This window comes from Ruegeria sp. BB7, assembly GCF_056539365.1.
Genome location: NZ_JBQFUV010000005.1, coordinates 94,576 through 108,848 on the forward strand (window position 1 = coordinate 94,576; position 14,273 = coordinate 108,848).

Consider the following 14,273-nt stretch of genomic DNA (forward strand, 5'->3'; position numbering starts at 1 on the left):
GTCTAAACGATGACCTCAATCGACTGCTGCGTGCCGACGCCGAACACCCGCTTGTAGCGTTCGATTTCATCCTTCGGCCCCATCGCCTTTTCCGGGTTGTCCGACAGTTTAACGGTCGGGCGTCCATTGGCCGAGATTGCTTTGCAGACCAGTGAAAACGGCGCCAGTGCGTCATCAGGCACCAACCCGCGGAAATCATTGGTCAACAAGGTGCCCCAGCCAAAGGATATATTTGCACGGTCCGCAAATTGGCTATGCAGTTCCTTAATCTTCTCTACATCCAGCCCGTCCGAGAAGATGATCCGCTTTTGTGTTGGGTCCTCGCCACGCGACTTCCACCAACTGATGGCGATCTCGGCACCTGCAGCCGGGTCGCCGCTGTCGACGCGGATACCGGTCCAGCCCGCCAGCCAATCGGGTGCATGGTTCAGAAACCCTTGCGTGCCATAGGTATCAGGCAGAATGATACGCAGATTGCCATCGTGCTCGTCATGCCAATCGCTCAAAACGTCATATGGGGCCTGCGCCAGCGCTTCATCCGTTTCAGCCAGTGCGGAATACACCATGGGCAGTTCGTGCGCGTTGGTCCCGATTGCCTCAACCTCGCGCCGCATGGCGATCAGGCAGTTCGAAGTGCCGGTAAATGCCGAGCCCAGCCCTTCGATCATCGCTTGTGTGCACCAGTCCTGCCAAAGGAAGGAATGCCGTCGGCGTGTGCCGAAATCAGCAATGCCCAGCCCGTCGATCTGGCGCAGCTGTTCGATTTTTTCCCACACTCGGGTCATCGCGCGGGCATAAAGCACCTGCAGTTCGAACCGGCGCATATTGTTCAGCACCGCGCGGGACCGCAGTTCCATGAGCACCGCAAGCGCAGGAATTTCCCATAGCATGACTTCATGCCATTTGCCTTCGAATGTCAGTTCAAACTGATCGCCCTTGCGCTCCAGGTGATAGGGCGGCAGGCGCATATTCTCGAACCACTCCATGAAGTCCGAGCGGAACATCTGCCGTTTTCCGTAGAAGGTATTGCCCCGCAACCAGGTGCTTTCACCCCGGCTGAGGCTGAGCGACCGGATATGATCCAATTGTTCGCGCAACTCGCCTTCGTCAATCAATTCAGCCAAAGGAATGTGATTCGACCGGTTGATCAGTGAAAATACCACATCCGTTTGGGGCTTATTTCGAAACACTGACTGGCACATCAGCAGTTTGTAGAAGTCTGTGTCGATTAAAGACCGGACAATCGGGTCAATCTTCCATTTATGATTGTACACGCGCGTCGCAATATCGACCATGGGGAACTCCTGCGATTTCCGTTGTTAGATCAATAGGTGCATGGATTGGCAAGAGTGGCTAGATTGGGGACAGTGACAAGGTTTAATTAGTGAATGGGTCTCGAGTACGACTTTGATATTGTGGCGATCGCACCGCATGAAGTGGATCCTGAACACGGTGTGGCTGCCGTAACAGGTCACCGCGCCGTGCGTGCTTCGTTTCGCAATACTCGAACTGTTCAGGCTCTGCACAGTGCGTCTCCGAAGATTCGCCGAATATTTGCTGAATCAGGTTTTAGCCTTGAGGCAAGAGGTGGAGACCTACCGCATGGCCTTTACTGGGCCGAAGACGCACAAGACCGTGAACGTATCCTGAAACGGTTGTTTGCAAATATCCGCAACATGGGTGTGCAAGGTGAGAATTGTGGAGATTTCGATTTCTGGCAGTTTCTCGATGACGTGAAAAGAGCGCGGCCAAAAGCAGAGATAATCCGTGATCTGCCGGACCAAACTCCAAAGCCTAGGCAATCTCCTGAGGCCGAGCCAAAAAGGCGGTCAATTCTCGTGCGTGTCGGAGTTGCGTTTGGCCTGGCCGTTCTTGTGATTGTTATCCTGAGATTTCTGGCATCGATCGGGGCCACCCCCTAGGCCAAAGTAACGCCCCCGGCGCGCATCGCATTTTTCGCGGCAGCTAATGACCCATCCAGATCAATTGCCCGGCAGGCGTCCATCCGCACAGTTACGTCAAACCCAAGCTGCGCTGCGTCCACGGCCGAGAAGTAGACGCAGAAATCCGTAGCCAATCCCACCAGAGTCAGTTTGTCGATACCACGCGCGGTCAGGTAGCCTTGCAGCCCTGTCGGCGTGGTCTGGTCATTCTCAAAAAAGGCGGAATAGCTGTCGATGCTACTGCGGAACCCTTTCCGAAGGATCAGATCGCCGTCTGTACGCAGATCTGGGTGAAATTCGGCGCCTTGCGTTCCTTGCACACAGTGGTCCGGCCATAGGACCTGTGAGCCATAGGGCATTTCGGTCAGGTCGAAAGGGTTCTTCCCGGCATGAGAGCTGGCGAAAGAGGAATGCCCAGCCGGATGCCAATCCTGAGTCAGGATCACAGAGTCGAAATCATCCATCATGGCGTTGATCGCGGGAACAATCTCATCTCCACCGGGGACCGCCAACGCGCCGCCAGGGCAGAAATCATTCTGAACGTCGATTACGAGCAGGGCATGGGGCATCTCGGTCTCCTTTTCACTATCGGTACGGGGATGGGCAGGGGGCGTCAATCCGATCCCTTGCGACTCTTTGAATGCGGGTTTAGACGGCCCTTATGTATACGATAGCTGCTCTCTATCACTTCACCCGTTTCCCGGATCACGCTGCCCTGCGCGAGCCGCTGCTGGACCTGTGCCGCGCACAATCCGTCAAAGGCACATTGCTGCTTGCGCAGGAGGGGATCAACGGCACTATCGCAGGCCCCCGTGCCGGGATTGACGCCGTACTGTCGCATATCAAGTCGCTGCCCGGTTGCGCCGATCTTGAGTGGAAAGAAGCCACCGCCGATCATCCGCCCTTTGGCAAGATGAAGGTGCGGTTAAAGAAAGAGATCGTGACCATGGGCCAGCCGGATGTCGATCCGCGCGCCCGTGTCGGCAACTATGTCGAACCCGAGGACTGGAATGAACTAATCCGCTCAGACGATGTAGTGGTGATCGACACGCGCAACGATTACGAGGTGGCGATTGGCACGTTTGAAGGCGCAATAGACCCTGAAACAGCTAGCTTCCGCGAGTTTCCGGCTTGGTGGGAAGACAACAAGGACCGTTTCCACAACAAGCGCGTCGCCATGTTCTGCACCGGTGGCATTCGCTGTGAGAAATCCACCAACTTCCTGCTGGGGCAGGGGGTCGAGGATGTGTATCACCTGAAAGGCGGAATTCTGCGCTATCTTGAGGAAATGCCCTCTGATGACAGCACCTGGCAGGGTGAGTGTTTTGTGTTCGACAATCGCGTTTCAGTTGGACACGGGTTGGTCGAGGGACCGCACAACCTGTGCCACGGCTGCCGCCGCCCGATCCTGCCCGAGGATATGAAACGCCCGGAATATGAACACGGCGTGTCTTGTCACCAGTGCGTCAACGAAACATCCGAGGCCGACAAAATACGTTTCCGCGAACGGCAGAAACAGATCGGTCTGGCACGCCAGCGCGGGCAAGAGCACCTGGGGGCCGACTAACTCTCTGATAAATAAAGTTGCGGGCGCGTGCCGGAATGTCGATCATAGTGCCCGTATCGCCGTATCGGAGGTTACATGCGCCGCGACCCGAAAACTCTGGAAGAATGGAAATCGACTCTGGTCGCCGCAATAGGTTTGGTGATCGTGAGTTTTGTCGCCTGGTATGGTCTTTCACGGCTCAGTGAGACGACCGCAGGGGACAAGATCGGCACGGCAACCACAGTGTTGCTGATGATCTGGTTGGTGTCGCAGACCTGGTACTACATGACCCAGGTAAAATCGCCGCGCCGTCAACTGCTGCTGATGGGGATTTCTTTCATTCAGGTCGTGCCGTTCCTGTTCGCCGCTGTCTACGGCTCGTTTGGATATTACGATCTGTGTGTTGTGGGGGCCAAAGGGCCTTCGGATGTTCTGTATTTTTCATACGTCACATTTACGACCGTTGGTTTCGGCGATCTGCACCCCGCTGGCCTGTGCCGAGGTTTGGCTGTGGCCGAGGCAATTACCGGATATATATTGCTTGGCTTGTTCGTCGCGGCCGCAGTGGGCATTTACGCGCGCGATCACGGTCGACACTGACCTATCACTTATTGTGGTCGATCCACGCAGACATGGCGTGTTTGTCCCGGAAACACTCGGACGGGATAGGCCTGCGTTTGCTGCGCGAAATCCGCTCGGCAAAGGCCACCTGTTTGCCGGTAGGATAATTGGCAAAAGGCGATGGGTCGTGCGGTTTATGCGCCGAAATCCAGGCTGACATCGCCTTTCGGTCGCGGCGCGCCTCAACGGGGATTTCCAGCGCTGACTGTTCGGCAATCGCGCGGGCATACCGCATCTGCCGGTCTGTCACCGGGAGCAGGTGATAGTCATTGGATGGTCCGCTCAGGGCGGAATTTCGTGAGTACTGGGCCATCGGATGTTCCTCTGACTGTGTGAAACAAATATAGAACATTAACCATTTTTTTAAGAGATGATGGTGGGGCTGGGCGGGAAACCGCAGGCTCCCTGTTTATTGACTGACCAATCAATAAACGATAAATCCGCTTGGAAATGCCCTGTGCAGACAGGCGGGCACACATGAAAAGGACGCGGCATGAAATATCAGCCTAAGGCCAGCCACTTCATTGATGGCGAATATGTTGAGGACACGAACGGCGCTCCGATCGACGTCATCTACCCGGCGACCGGAGAAGTCATCGCGCGGCTGCATTCGGCCACACCTGAGATTGTTAATAAGGCTCTAAACAATGCAAAACAGGCTCAGGCAGAATGGGCTGCGATGTCAGGAACCGAGCGTGGGCGTGTTCTGCGCCGCGCTGCTGACATCATGCGTGACCGCAATTATGAACTGTCGGTCCTGGAAACTCATGACACCGGTAAGCCCTTGCAGGAAACACTCGTGGCAGACGCGACAAGCGGCGCTGATGCGCTGGAGTATTTCGGCGGTCTGACGGCCTCATTGACTGGCGAACACATCCCACTGGGTGGCGGCGACTTTGTTTACACCATCCGTGAGGCACTGGGCGTCTGCGTGGGGATTGGCGCGTGGAACTATCCGACTCAGATCGCCTGCTGGAAAGGTGCACCTGCACTGGCCTGCGGCAACACGATGGTGTTCAAACCCTCAGAAACTACACCTCTTTCCGCGTTGAAAGTGGCCGAGATTCTGATCGAAGCCGGTGCGCCAAAAGGCGTTTATAACGTGGTGCAGGGCTATGGTGATGTGGGCGCGTCGCTGGTCACCGATCCGCGCGTGGCCAAGGTTTCGCTCACCGGGTCTGTGCCGACCGGCCGCAAGGTATATGCCGCAGCGGCAGACGGGATGAAGCACGTCACGATGGAATTGGGCGGCAAATCCCCGATGATCGTGTTTGAAGATGCTGATATTGAAAACGCCGTTTCGGGTGCGATTCTAGGTAACTTTTATTCTTCGGGGCAGGTTTGCTCCAATGGCACCCGAGTATTCGTTCAGAAAGGCATCAAAGAAGCATTCCTTGCGCGGCTGTCTGAACGACTTACCACTGCGAAAATAGGCGACCCTCTGGATGAAGATGTCAACTTTGGGCCCATGGTCAGTGAAAACCAGATGAACATTGCGCTGAGCTATGTCGAAAAGGGCAAAGCCGAAGGTGCGCGGCTGGTCTTTGGTGGTGCGCGCATCGACGGCGACGGGTTCTACATGCAGCCCACAGTTTTTGCCGATGTCACTGACGATATGACCATCGCGCGCGAGGAAATCTTTGGCCCGGTTATGTCCGTGCTGGATTTCGACACCGAGGAAGAGGTTCTGGCCCGCGCCAATGACACCGAGTTCGGGCTGGCAGCCGGGGTGTTTACCAATGACCTGACCCGCGCCCATCGCATCGTGGCGGGATTCGAGGCGGGCACCTGTTATATCAACACCTACAATCTCGCCCCGGTCGAGGCCCCCTTTGGTGGGTCGAAGATGTCTGGTGTCGGACGTGAGAATTCGAAATTGGCGATCAATCACTTCAGCGAGATGAAAACGGTTTATGTTTCGATGAATGACGTCGAAGCGCCTTACTGATCAAGATGGCGATCCACGCCCTGTTCCGTACAAAACTCTGTACGGAACAGGGCGGATCAGTGGGAACCAAAAGGGTGGCTTTCAGCCGCGCTTCTTTGCCCTTTTGTAAAACTGTTTGCTGAATTCAGATAAATGACGCCGGTATCTCGAGATACTCACACATCGCGATCAAGTCCCGGCACTCATCTCATCGGAACATAATCGGTTTGCGGCCTTTGTCTCTGAGAGTTTGAGGACCAAAAGGCAGAGTTAATAATCCATCTGACTCGTAAAATCTCAGTGTTAGAGCCGTCTTATTCCTACTTCAGTACCTTGAACAACTCGGCTATCTTTTCGCGAGCCGCCGCGCTGTCACGCAGTAAATTCTCGGCGTCGGCCAGTGGTTTGTCAGGCACACGTAATTGTGGCGCGGTTAGATCCTGAGTCATCTGCACAACCTTGCTGAACTTCGTGCCATATTGCAGATCCGCTTCATCTGGCAGGTCGGCAAGCCAAAACAGCCGGTTTGCTTCATTCACATGATCGGAACCGCGCATCAGAGCACCCGCCGCTGCATAATCCTGGACTGCGGTCAAAGCTTCGGCACGCAGCGCAACGCCCTCTTCCGTTGGATCGTCTTCCAGTTCCAACATCGCTTGATGGGGGCGCTGTGCCAAAAGTGCGGACATGGCACGTAGGCGGGCTCTCTCACCCCGCCTGACCCTATCCTGAGGACGTTTTGCCAGAGCATGTGCCTGTCGCGGGAACCCGAGGTTTGCCAACCTGTCCGCTACGGAAATGGCGGCGTCCGTTGTCAGTTCCATCGATTGCGCAGTTGGCATGTTGAGGATACGGCGTAAAAAAGTGGCGTCATCGGCCCGTTCGGTCAAAATTAACACCACACGATTCAGCATCTCGGCGTTTGCTGGGTCTTTCGGCATATCCGCAAAAAGGTCGAGCGCCGCGTCGAATTCTTGACCCAAACCCAGCGCAACCGCATGGGTCTGCAGCATCGTTGGGCCGATCTTGGCCCTGCGGAACTCGACCGTGTAGGATTCGGACAATTGGAGTTCCTGAGGCGACATTGATCCGCGTTCGGTCCAGCGTTTGTCGACCAGGCGAACCAGCGCCAATGGAGCTTCCAGGGTGGCGTCCGGTGATCCGATCACCTCGGTCAGCAACGTTTCGGTTCTGGGTGCGTCACCTTCGGCCGATGAAACTTTGGCCTTTGCCTGCGTTACACTTGCCCGGGCTTGTGTTCTGACCCGATCAACCGAACGCAAAATTCGGCGGGCGGCTTCCAGTTCGTCCCCGTCCACCAGAATTTCCGACAGCGCCGGACCGACATGGCGCCGTAGATGATCGGGTAAACGCGCAAATGCCTGTTCTATCGCCGTCAAGTTGGCGTCCGCGCGCAAGCGACCTTCGGATAGTACTGCCCACAAAGCGGCATCGCTGTCGCATCGCTGTAGTCCCAAGAACGGGTTTTTCCCAGTCAACGGCCCATGGTCCAGAACGCGGGCAATAGCGGCGATACGCTCAGATTCGGCCGATTGTTCTCCCAGCAGACCGAGAGCCGTTTGTGCTTCGGCACCGAAGCCGGAATATGCATAGAGCTTAGCCAGTTGGAGCGCATGCGTTTTGTCGATGATGTCGAACTCTTGAAAAAGACCAGATCGTAGCTGCGCAGCCTGTTCGGTAAATGGTCGATGATCTGACCATTTCTCAAATGCAAATTCGGCGTTGGATATACAGGGTGGGCGGCGTTCTAACGGCGGGATGTCGGGGCCCAATAGCCCGTTCAGGTCGTCTAGAATTGTAGTCACCTGTACGTTCAGCTCGACATTTGAAGGCATAAACAGAGTCTGATTACTGGTAGATGTACGTGATCCAGCCGGAGCAATGTTAAGGTCCACGATCCCTCGATCCGCCCCTTGCAGCAGCCGCGTCGACAGTTGGTCTTCGAAGCCGTTTGCGTTCAGATTCAGCAACGGCAGGGCCGGGGCATCAATTGTCAGATCGGAATCCCGCGTTTTCTTAGGGGCCTTGGGCAGAACGGGTAACGGGATGTCGCTGGTCGGCGGTGGCAGGAAGGTTCCGGGCGAGATGTCCATCACGATCATTGTTTGCTTGAACAAAAAGGCCGAGGCGACACAGTCGCAACCAAACTCCAACTCAAGAGCTGCGCCGGGTTCCGGTTGGGAAATTGCCGCCAATCGGTTTTCGGTCAGCCGTTGAAAGACTGAGCCGGTTTGAAAGACCACATCCTTCAGTTCGACATTCAGACGCGCGCCATTCTTCGTTTGTTTCAAAACCCATCCTGTATCTGGCGGAACCTGAACAACCAGTCTGGTATAGCCTTCATGCTCGCCCGAGCGCACCGTCAAATTCTGGGCACTCGCGCCACTGGCCGTCGCGATCAGGGCAGAGACAACGATTGCGAATCGGGTCATGCCGCCGCCCGTTTAAGCTCTTTCAGTGCTTCTTCCAGTTCGGTGAAGTTCGGACGGTTGTGAGTTGGCGTATTCTGACGTCCGACTTCGATGCACATGGCCGCGTTGTGATTGTGCAGGTTGGCGACCAGAACCTCTTTGATCAATTGGTAGAAATGGTTGTCTTCTTCGACAACGGCCTTCAGCTTGCCTGCAAAAGGACCGACCAGACCGTAGGCCAGGAACACGCCCAGAAAGGTTCCCACAAGGGCGCCACCGATCAGTTTGCCCAACACTTCTGGCGGTTGGTCGATGGAACCCATCGTTTTGATCACCCCCAACACCGCCGCAACAATGCCCAAGGCAGGCAGGCCATCTGCAACCGTCTGCAAGGCGTGGCTAGAGTGCATAGCGTGGTGGAAATTCGCTTCCATTCGTTTCTCCAACACCTCTTCCACCTGATGCGGATCGTCATAGTTCATCGACGCCGACCGCATCGTGTCACAGATCAGGTCAACCGCCTCTTTATCCGATTGAATTTTCGGATAGGCCGAAAACAGTGATGAGTTTTCGGGATCTTCGATGTGCTGTTCGACCTCGACCGGGTTGGCTTTGGCGATACGGATCAGCGAAAACAAAAGGCACAGAAGATCGCGGTAGTCCTCGGATTTCCATTTCGGCCCCTTGAACACTTTGCCCATGTCCTTGGCCGTGTGTTTGACCGCGCTCATGTCGTTGCTGATCAAGAAAGCGCCTACGGCTGCCCCACCGATCATCATCATCTCAAAGGGCAGGGATTTCATAATGATAGCCATTTTGCCACCCGCAGCCAGATAACCGCCAAACACCATGGCGAAGATGACGACAATTCCGATTAGTCCGATCATGGTAAGTCTCCAGCAAAGCCCTTTGAGGGGTTAAATCTTATTCCTGAGGGGCCGCAGCATTACGACCGGCCATGATAACGCTGATTGTGTAAGCCGCCTCGGGGTTGAGCCCGGCCAGAATGCCCGCGGCCGCGTCCGGAGGCATGCGTGACATGAAACCGGCAGCGAAACCCGGATCCATCGTTTCAAACAGAGCGGCCGCGTCTTTTGGCTTCATGCTTTGATAGACATCCGTCAGGCGCGTCAGGTCGGTTTCGGCTGCCTTTTCGGCTATGGCGAGGGTTGCGCGCAGAGACTCTTCGGCCTCTTGCAGGGCGGCCAGACGCGTCTCGATCGCCTGATTGGCTATGGAAAGCGCCTTTTCCTTGTCCAATACTGCCGCTTCGCGCCGCTTCACGGTTTCTTCCCGGCGCAGCAATTCAGTCAGCAATACCTGTGCTCCGGGCAGATCAGCTTGCGCCTGCTTCATCTTGGGTGCGGAAGGTTCGACCGTTTTCGCCAGCGCGGGCCCGGCCTCTAACCCAAGTCGAATCGCGGCAGACCCGATCATCAACAAAGAGATGACCGCCAGCACGCCGCCTTTTGGACGCCTATCAATCTGTTGCCCGGTCATATGGTGGCCCCACCCTGTGAGCGGTCATGTCTGAAGAACATCAAACCACTGGGCCGCTTGGCCTGAGCCGCGGCGGATACTTCACTGCCCGACTCATCAAGCTTTTCTATAGCTTCGGTGCTTTCTTCCTGTTCCTCTTCGGTTGCGTCTTTTGGTGGGGCGGCTGGCGTTGGTTCCTCTGTCTTTTCCTCAGGTGGAACGACATCGTGCATAGAGGCCATCATCAGCTCCAGCCGCTGTGCAACCGTTTCGGCCCGTTGCGTTAACTCCTTCAGAACCGCACCGGATTGGTCCGAAGCATCCCGCGCCGAATCCAGAGATTTCTTCAACTCATCCGCTTGTGTCGACAGAACGGCAACCGCACCGCCAACGCCCTTTTCCAGGTCGGTGAACCGCCTGAGCCGCCGGGAAAGCACGAAACAATAAAGACCCGCACCCAGCGCGCCGGCGACCAGCAAAATATCTGCAATCAGCTCCAATTTCGCCTCCTAATTCAGCACAAATTCCATGACGAGGACATCGCGCACGCGCCCCTCGCCGACGACGAGTTCGATGCGCCGCAGCAGATGACCACGGATGCGCATCAGGGCGAGCGAATCCTCAAGGTCGGACACTTCGACCGCGCGCAGGTAACCATTCAGGACGTCCATGATTCGCGGTTTCATCTTTTCAACGTCGGGGATGTGTTCGCTGTTCACCTCAAGTTGAGCGTGAAACTTCAAATGCCGCGAATCGCCTGCGTTTACCGAGACGATCACTGGCGGCAGGTCGATAAACCCCACCTGCGGCAAGGCCACTACGGACTTGTCTTTTCCCTTTTCCCCGACCTCTTCCACCGTGGGTTTACCCCCAAAGGGTAGCAGCCCAGAGGACGTCAGGAAAAAGCCTGTCCCAGCCCCGATGAAGACCAGAATCACCCCGATGATCATCCCCTTTTTCCCAGATTTATCTGGGGCTTCTGCCTGTTCTGCAGTCGCGTCAGCCATGGCGTCCTCATTTGTCCGTTCAGCAATTGTCATAACCCGGCAGGGACTAACCGATTGTTAAGGGCAATCGTCCAAACAAGGGATGCGCCGGGCAGAATGTCGGCGAGTCGGAGGTGAGCGTGCAGCAGATCGGAACTGTCTGGGCAAGTTTGGACAGGCGTAAACAAATCATCGTCGCCGGTGCGGTCGTACTGGTATTCCTCGGGGTCCTCGCGATGTCGCGACTGGTGACAGCGCCCTCGATGACCTTGCTATATGCCGGGCTGGAAAGCGGTGCAGCAGGGGATATCGTCCGCTCATTGGATCAGCGTGGGATCCCGTACGAGGTTCGCGACAGTTCGATCTATGTGCCCGGTTCGCAGCGGGATGAGCTGCGTCTGACACTGGCCAGCGAGGGCCTGCCTGCCAATGGAAATCAAGGCTATGAACTGCTGGATTCGCTCAGCGGGTTTGGCACAACGTCACAGATGTTCGACGCTGCCTATTGGCGCGCGAAAGAGGGTGAACTGGCCCGTACAATCGTCGGCAGCCCACATGTCAGTCAGGCGCGGGTGCATGTCGCCAACGGCTCAAACAATCCGTTTCAGCGTAGCGTTGCGCCGACGGCCTCGGTTTATCTGGTGCCGTCCGGGGCTCAGATCACTGCCGAGCAGGCCAAGGCGATCCGTTTTCTTGTCGCCTCGGCAGTCAGCGGTTTGGCACCCGAGAATGTCACGGTGGTCGATTCAAACGGATCGGTGATCGGGGGGCAGGAAACTGCCGTTGCCGCTGATACCGCTGATGACAAGGCACGCCAGTTGCGCGAGCGGGTGATGCGGCTTGTCGAGGCGCGCGTTGGCGCGGGTAATGCTGTGGTTGAGGTCAGCGTTGATACGGTGACCAAAACAGAATCCATCCGTGAACGCCGTTTTGACCCCAATGGCCGCGTCGCCATAAGCACCGATATCGAGGAACGTTCGGACAGCGCCCGCAATCAATCCGCTGATGTCACCGTGGCTTCGAACTTGCCAGATGGCGATGTCGCTGGCGGGGACGGATCAAATTCCAACGCGACCCAGACGAGGGAGCGGGTGAATTATGAGGTCTCGGAAACCGAGTTGGAGGTCCACAATGCCCCTGGTGCGATCAAACGGCTGACGGTTGCGGTTCTGGTCAATGGAACGCGGTCTGTGGATGCTGCTGGCGTAGAAACTTTTGAACCGATGCCTGAGGCCGAGATGGATGCGCTGAAAGAGCTGGTGGCGTCAGCCGTGGGTTTTGATGCGGACCGCGGAGACGTTATCACCTTGAAATCACTTAATCTTCCGGTGGTTGAACCACAAGGTACGCTTGCTTCAATGTCGATCTGGCAAAAAGTGCATTTCGACGCGATGTCGCTGATCCAGATGGCGGTTCTGGCGATTGTCTCGCTGGTGCTCGGCCTGTTCGTGATCCGCCCAATCCTGACGAAACCAGTGATGGCACCCGCGCTGTTACCAGCAGGGACCACTCCCGGGCCCGAAGCCTATCTGACCGGCGAAATTGCAACCGACGAGAGCGGTCAATTCACCCCCCTTCCAGAGCAAGCGCCTGCTGGGGGCGTTCCGGCGTTGGCTGTGCAGCAAGGCGCTGATCCGGTGGATCGTCTGCGGGCGATGATCGGTGACAAGCAGGAAGAGACTGTCGAAATCTTGCGCAGTTGGCTTGAAGAAGGTGAGGAGCGTGTCTGATGTCGATTGCTCATCTTCTTCAGGATTTCACGTTGCAGGCCGAGGGCGGCAAGCTCCAGCTACTGGATGAGGAGACCTTGGAGGAACACCGACTGGCTGCTTTCGAACAGGGCTATAGCGCCGGATGGGAAGACGCGGTTCAGGCGCAGGGGCAAAGCCGGGGTCAGATTTCGACTGATCTGGCCAGATCTTTGGAGGATATGTCCTTTACCTATCACGAAGCCACCAGCCGCATGACCCTGTCGCTGGAGGCGATGTTCCAAAGCCTGGTGAATGTCGTCCTGCCCGAAATGCTGGACCGAGGCTTTGCCGCCCGGCTGGTCGAACAACTAACCGATATGGCGCGTGAGCAGATCGGCCAGCCCATGCAGATATATGTTCCTAAAGGATGTGCGGCTGACGTCGATGCGCTGCTGCCGCCAGACCTATCGCTGCCTACCCGCGTGATTGAAGACCTATCGCTTGAGCCAGGGCAAGCGCGATTGCAGGTCGGTACATCCCAGCGCGAGGTGGATTGCAGCGGTCTGCTCGCCTCGGTCGCAGCGGCATTTGACGCGTATGTATTCGAGGCAAAAGAGGCAATGAACAATGAGTGATCCCCAGACCCCAAAACCCGAAAAAGCCAATCCGTTTGAAGCAGTTCCGATTGAGGTGACGGTCTCGGTTGGGCGCGCACGTCCACTCATCCGTGATTTGCTGAACATGGGCGAAAACGCCGTTCTGACGCTGGACAAGCGGATCGAAGACCCAGTGGACCTGTATGTCGGGGATCAACTGGTCGCCCGTGGCCAGCTGGAAGAGGTCGAGGGCGATCCGGCTGGGCAGCTTGCTGTGCGCCTGACCGAGATTGCAGATTTTCAGAACGGAATCGGTTGATGCGGCATCTGCTCTGGGTTGTGGTCGTACTGGCAACACTGTTCCCCTCGCTGGTCGCGGCGCAGGAGCTGTCGCTGTCATTGGACAAGGGTGGATCTATCTCGGCGCGGACAATTCAGCTGATTCTATTGATAACGATCCTAAGCCTTGCGCCGGGGCTGGCGATCATGGTCACCTGTTTCCCGTTTCTGATCACCGTGCTGGCCATTCTGCGGCAGGGAATCGGCCTACAGCAATCGCCACCCAACATGCTGATCGTCAGCCTCGCGATGTTCCTGACCTATTTCATCATGGAACCGGTGTTTAGCGAGGCATGGACCACCGGTATCCGACCGATGATCGACGAAACCTTAGAGGTCGAACCGGCGCTGCAGATCGCCATTCGACCCTTCCGTTCGTTCATGGCCGCAAGGCTGGACCCCAACACGTTTCACGCCATGGCAGCATTGCGCCCCGGCGGAGACGCAATTGCGTTAGCGCCCGATGCTCCACTGTCGATTTTGATGCCGTCCTTCATGTTGTCCGAGATTGCACGGGCTTTTCAGATCGGGTTCCTGATCTTCCTACCATTTCTGATTATTGATCTGGTAGTGGCCGCAGTGCTGATGTCGATGGGGATGATGATGGTACCTCCCGCGACTGTATCGCTTCCGTTCAAGCTGGCCTTTTTTGTTATTGCAGATGGATGGTCGCTTATTGCCGGTGCGCTGGTGCGCAGTTACATGACCTGAAC

16 protein-coding genes are annotated in these 14,273 nt (G+C 56.4%); 8 read left to right on the forward strand and 8 right to left on the reverse strand.

Features of this window, described 5'->3' with window-relative positions; translation table 11 throughout:
- Nucleotides 1–2: 2 nt before the first annotated feature.
- Nucleotides 3–1,295: a nicotinate phosphoribosyltransferase gene (gene pncB / locus ACR0D7_RS10895; protein WP_480679032.1), complete on the reverse strand. Its 1,293-nt coding sequence runs from the start codon at nucleotides 1,293–1,295 to the stop codon at nucleotides 3–5.
- Nucleotides 1,296–1,388: 93 nt separating this feature from the next.
- On the opposite strand from pncB, the gene ACR0D7_RS10900 reads away from it, so the two are divergent.
- Nucleotides 1,389–1,922, forward strand: a complete 534-nt coding sequence (locus ACR0D7_RS10900) for a hypothetical protein (protein ID WP_480679033.1) — start codon at nucleotides 1,389–1,391, stop codon at nucleotides 1,920–1,922.
- On the opposite strand, the gene pncA is transcribed toward ACR0D7_RS10900, so the two are convergent.
- A complete protein-coding gene (gene pncA, locus ACR0D7_RS10905) occupies nucleotides 1,919–2,512 on the reverse strand; it encodes a bifunctional nicotinamidase/pyrazinamidase (RefSeq protein ID WP_480679034.1) in 594 nt (197 codons plus the stop codon). The genes ACR0D7_RS10900 and pncA overlap by 4 nt on opposite strands.
- A 92-nt stretch (nucleotides 2,513–2,604) precedes the next feature.
- Here pncA and trhO point away from each other — a divergent pair, with 92 nt between their 5' ends.
- Together trhO and ACR0D7_RS10915 are read left to right on the forward strand one after the other, a co-directional pair.
- On the forward strand, nucleotides 2,605–3,510 hold the full coding sequence (trhO, locus tag ACR0D7_RS10910; RefSeq protein WP_480679035.1) for an oxygen-dependent tRNA uridine(34) hydroxylase TrhO: 906 nt from the start codon (nucleotides 2,605–2,607) through the stop codon (nucleotides 3,508–3,510).
- Nucleotides 3,511–3,585: 75 nt separating this feature from the next.
- Nucleotides 3,586–4,089, forward strand: a complete 504-nt coding sequence (locus ACR0D7_RS10915) for a potassium channel family protein (RefSeq protein WP_480679036.1) — start codon at nucleotides 3,586–3,588, stop codon at nucleotides 4,087–4,089.
- A gap of 4 nt (nucleotides 4,090–4,093) precedes the next feature.
- Here the strand turns inward: ACR0D7_RS10915 and ACR0D7_RS10920 are convergent, their stop codons facing one another.
- On the reverse strand, nucleotides 4,094–4,423 hold the full coding sequence (locus ACR0D7_RS10920) for a hypothetical protein (RefSeq protein WP_480679037.1): 330 nt from the start codon (nucleotides 4,421–4,423) through the stop codon (nucleotides 4,094–4,096).
- Between the two features lie 180 nt (nucleotides 4,424–4,603).
- Here ACR0D7_RS10920 and betB point away from each other — a divergent pair, with 180 nt between their 5' ends.
- A complete protein-coding gene (betB, locus tag ACR0D7_RS10925) occupies nucleotides 4,604–6,058 on the forward strand; it encodes a betaine-aldehyde dehydrogenase (protein WP_480679038.1) in 1,455 nt (484 codons plus the stop codon).
- A gap of 299 nt (nucleotides 6,059–6,357) precedes the next feature.
- On the opposite strand, the gene ACR0D7_RS10930 is transcribed toward betB, so the two are convergent.
- From ACR0D7_RS10930 to ACR0D7_RS10950, 5 genes are read right to left on the reverse strand one after another with little or no spacing between them, the layout of a single operon-like run.
- Complete coding sequence (locus ACR0D7_RS10930; protein WP_480679039.1) at nucleotides 6,358–8,490, reverse strand: hypothetical protein; 2,133 nt, start codon at nucleotides 8,488–8,490, stop codon at nucleotides 6,358–6,360.
- Nucleotides 8,487–9,356, reverse strand: a complete 870-nt coding sequence (gene motA, locus ACR0D7_RS10935) for a flagellar motor stator protein MotA (protein WP_480679040.1) — start codon at nucleotides 9,354–9,356, stop codon at nucleotides 8,487–8,489. The genes ACR0D7_RS10930 and motA overlap by 4 nt, the downstream gene beginning before the upstream one ends.
- A 37-nt stretch (nucleotides 9,357–9,393) precedes the next feature.
- On the reverse strand, nucleotides 9,394–9,969 hold the full coding sequence (locus tag ACR0D7_RS10940; RefSeq protein ID WP_480679041.1) for a MotE family protein: 576 nt from the start codon (nucleotides 9,967–9,969) through the stop codon (nucleotides 9,394–9,396).
- On the reverse strand, nucleotides 9,966–10,448 hold the full coding sequence (locus tag ACR0D7_RS10945) for a hypothetical protein (RefSeq protein ID WP_480679042.1): 483 nt from the start codon (nucleotides 10,446–10,448) through the stop codon (nucleotides 9,966–9,968). The genes ACR0D7_RS10940 and ACR0D7_RS10945 overlap by 4 nt, the downstream gene beginning before the upstream one ends.
- A 9-nt stretch (nucleotides 10,449–10,457) precedes the next feature.
- On the reverse strand, nucleotides 10,458–10,955 hold the full coding sequence (locus ACR0D7_RS10950; RefSeq protein WP_480679043.1) for a flagellar basal body-associated FliL family protein: 498 nt from the start codon (nucleotides 10,953–10,955) through the stop codon (nucleotides 10,458–10,460).
- Between the two features lie 119 nt (nucleotides 10,956–11,074).
- Here ACR0D7_RS10950 and fliF point away from each other — a divergent pair, with 119 nt between their 5' ends.
- From fliF to fliP, 4 genes are read left to right on the forward strand one after another with little or no spacing between them, the layout of a single operon-like run.
- Nucleotides 11,075–12,664, forward strand: a complete 1,590-nt coding sequence (gene fliF / locus ACR0D7_RS10955; RefSeq protein WP_480679044.1) for a flagellar basal-body MS-ring/collar protein FliF — start codon at nucleotides 11,075–11,077, stop codon at nucleotides 12,662–12,664.
- Nucleotides 12,664–13,260 (forward strand): FliH/SctL family protein, encoded by a 597-nt coding sequence (locus tag ACR0D7_RS10960; protein WP_480679045.1) that lies wholly within the window; start codon nucleotides 12,664–12,666, stop codon nucleotides 13,258–13,260. Before fliF ends, ACR0D7_RS10960 begins: the two co-directional genes overlap by 1 nt.
- Nucleotides 13,253–13,540, forward strand: a complete 288-nt coding sequence (locus ACR0D7_RS10965) for a FliM/FliN family flagellar motor switch protein (protein WP_480679046.1) — start codon at nucleotides 13,253–13,255, stop codon at nucleotides 13,538–13,540. The genes ACR0D7_RS10960 and ACR0D7_RS10965 overlap by 8 nt, the downstream gene beginning before the upstream one ends.
- A complete protein-coding gene (fliP, locus tag ACR0D7_RS10970) occupies nucleotides 13,540–14,271 on the forward strand; it encodes a flagellar type III secretion system pore protein FliP (RefSeq protein ID WP_480679047.1) in 732 nt (243 codons plus the stop codon). Before ACR0D7_RS10965 ends, fliP begins: the two co-directional genes overlap by 1 nt.
- The last annotated feature ends 2 nt before the right edge of the window (nucleotides 14,272–14,273 follow it).

What these genes read in the sequence shown, in the direction of transcription:
- pncB (WP_480679032.1), bottom strand. Translation starts at nt 1,295, where the DNA reads ATGGTCGATATTGCGACGCGCGTGTACAATCATAAATGGAAGATTGAC.
- ACR0D7_RS10900 (WP_480679033.1), top strand. Translation starts at nt 1,389, where the DNA reads ATGGGTCTCGAGTACGACTTTGATATTGTGGCGATCGCACCGCATGAA.
- pncA (WP_480679034.1), bottom strand. Translation starts at nt 2,512, where the DNA reads ATGCCCCATGCCCTGCTCGTAATCGACGTTCAGAATGATTTCTGCCCT.
- trhO (WP_480679035.1), top strand. Translation starts at nt 2,605, where the DNA reads ATGTATACGATAGCTGCTCTCTATCACTTCACCCGTTTCCCGGATCAC.
- ACR0D7_RS10915 (WP_480679036.1), top strand. Translation starts at nt 3,586, where the DNA reads ATGCGCCGCGACCCGAAAACTCTGGAAGAATGGAAATCGACTCTGGTC.
- ACR0D7_RS10920 (WP_480679037.1), bottom strand. Translation starts at nt 4,423, where the DNA reads ATGGCCCAGTACTCACGAAATTCCGCCCTGAGCGGACCATCCAATGAC.
- betB (WP_480679038.1), top strand. Translation starts at nt 4,604, where the DNA reads ATGAAATATCAGCCTAAGGCCAGCCACTTCATTGATGGCGAATATGTT.
- ACR0D7_RS10930 (WP_480679039.1), bottom strand. Translation starts at nt 8,490, where the DNA reads ATGACCCGATTCGCAATCGTTGTCTCTGCCCTGATCGCGACGGCCAGT.
- motA (WP_480679040.1), bottom strand. Translation starts at nt 9,356, where the DNA reads ATGATCGGACTAATCGGAATTGTCGTCATCTTCGCCATGGTGTTTGGC.
- ACR0D7_RS10940 (WP_480679041.1), bottom strand. Translation starts at nt 9,969, where the DNA reads ATGACCGGGCAACAGATTGATAGGCGTCCAAAAGGCGGCGTGCTGGCG.
- ACR0D7_RS10950 (WP_480679043.1), bottom strand. Translation starts at nt 10,955, where the DNA reads ATGGCTGACGCGACTGCAGAACAGGCAGAAGCCCCAGATAAATCTGGG.
- ACR0D7_RS10960 (WP_480679045.1), top strand. Translation starts at nt 12,664, where the DNA reads ATGTCGATTGCTCATCTTCTTCAGGATTTCACGTTGCAGGCCGAGGGC.
- ACR0D7_RS10965 (WP_480679046.1), top strand. Translation starts at nt 13,253, where the DNA reads ATGAGTGATCCCCAGACCCCAAAACCCGAAAAAGCCAATCCGTTTGAA.
- fliP (WP_480679047.1), top strand. Translation starts at nt 13,540, where the DNA reads ATGCGGCATCTGCTCTGGGTTGTGGTCGTACTGGCAACACTGTTCCCC.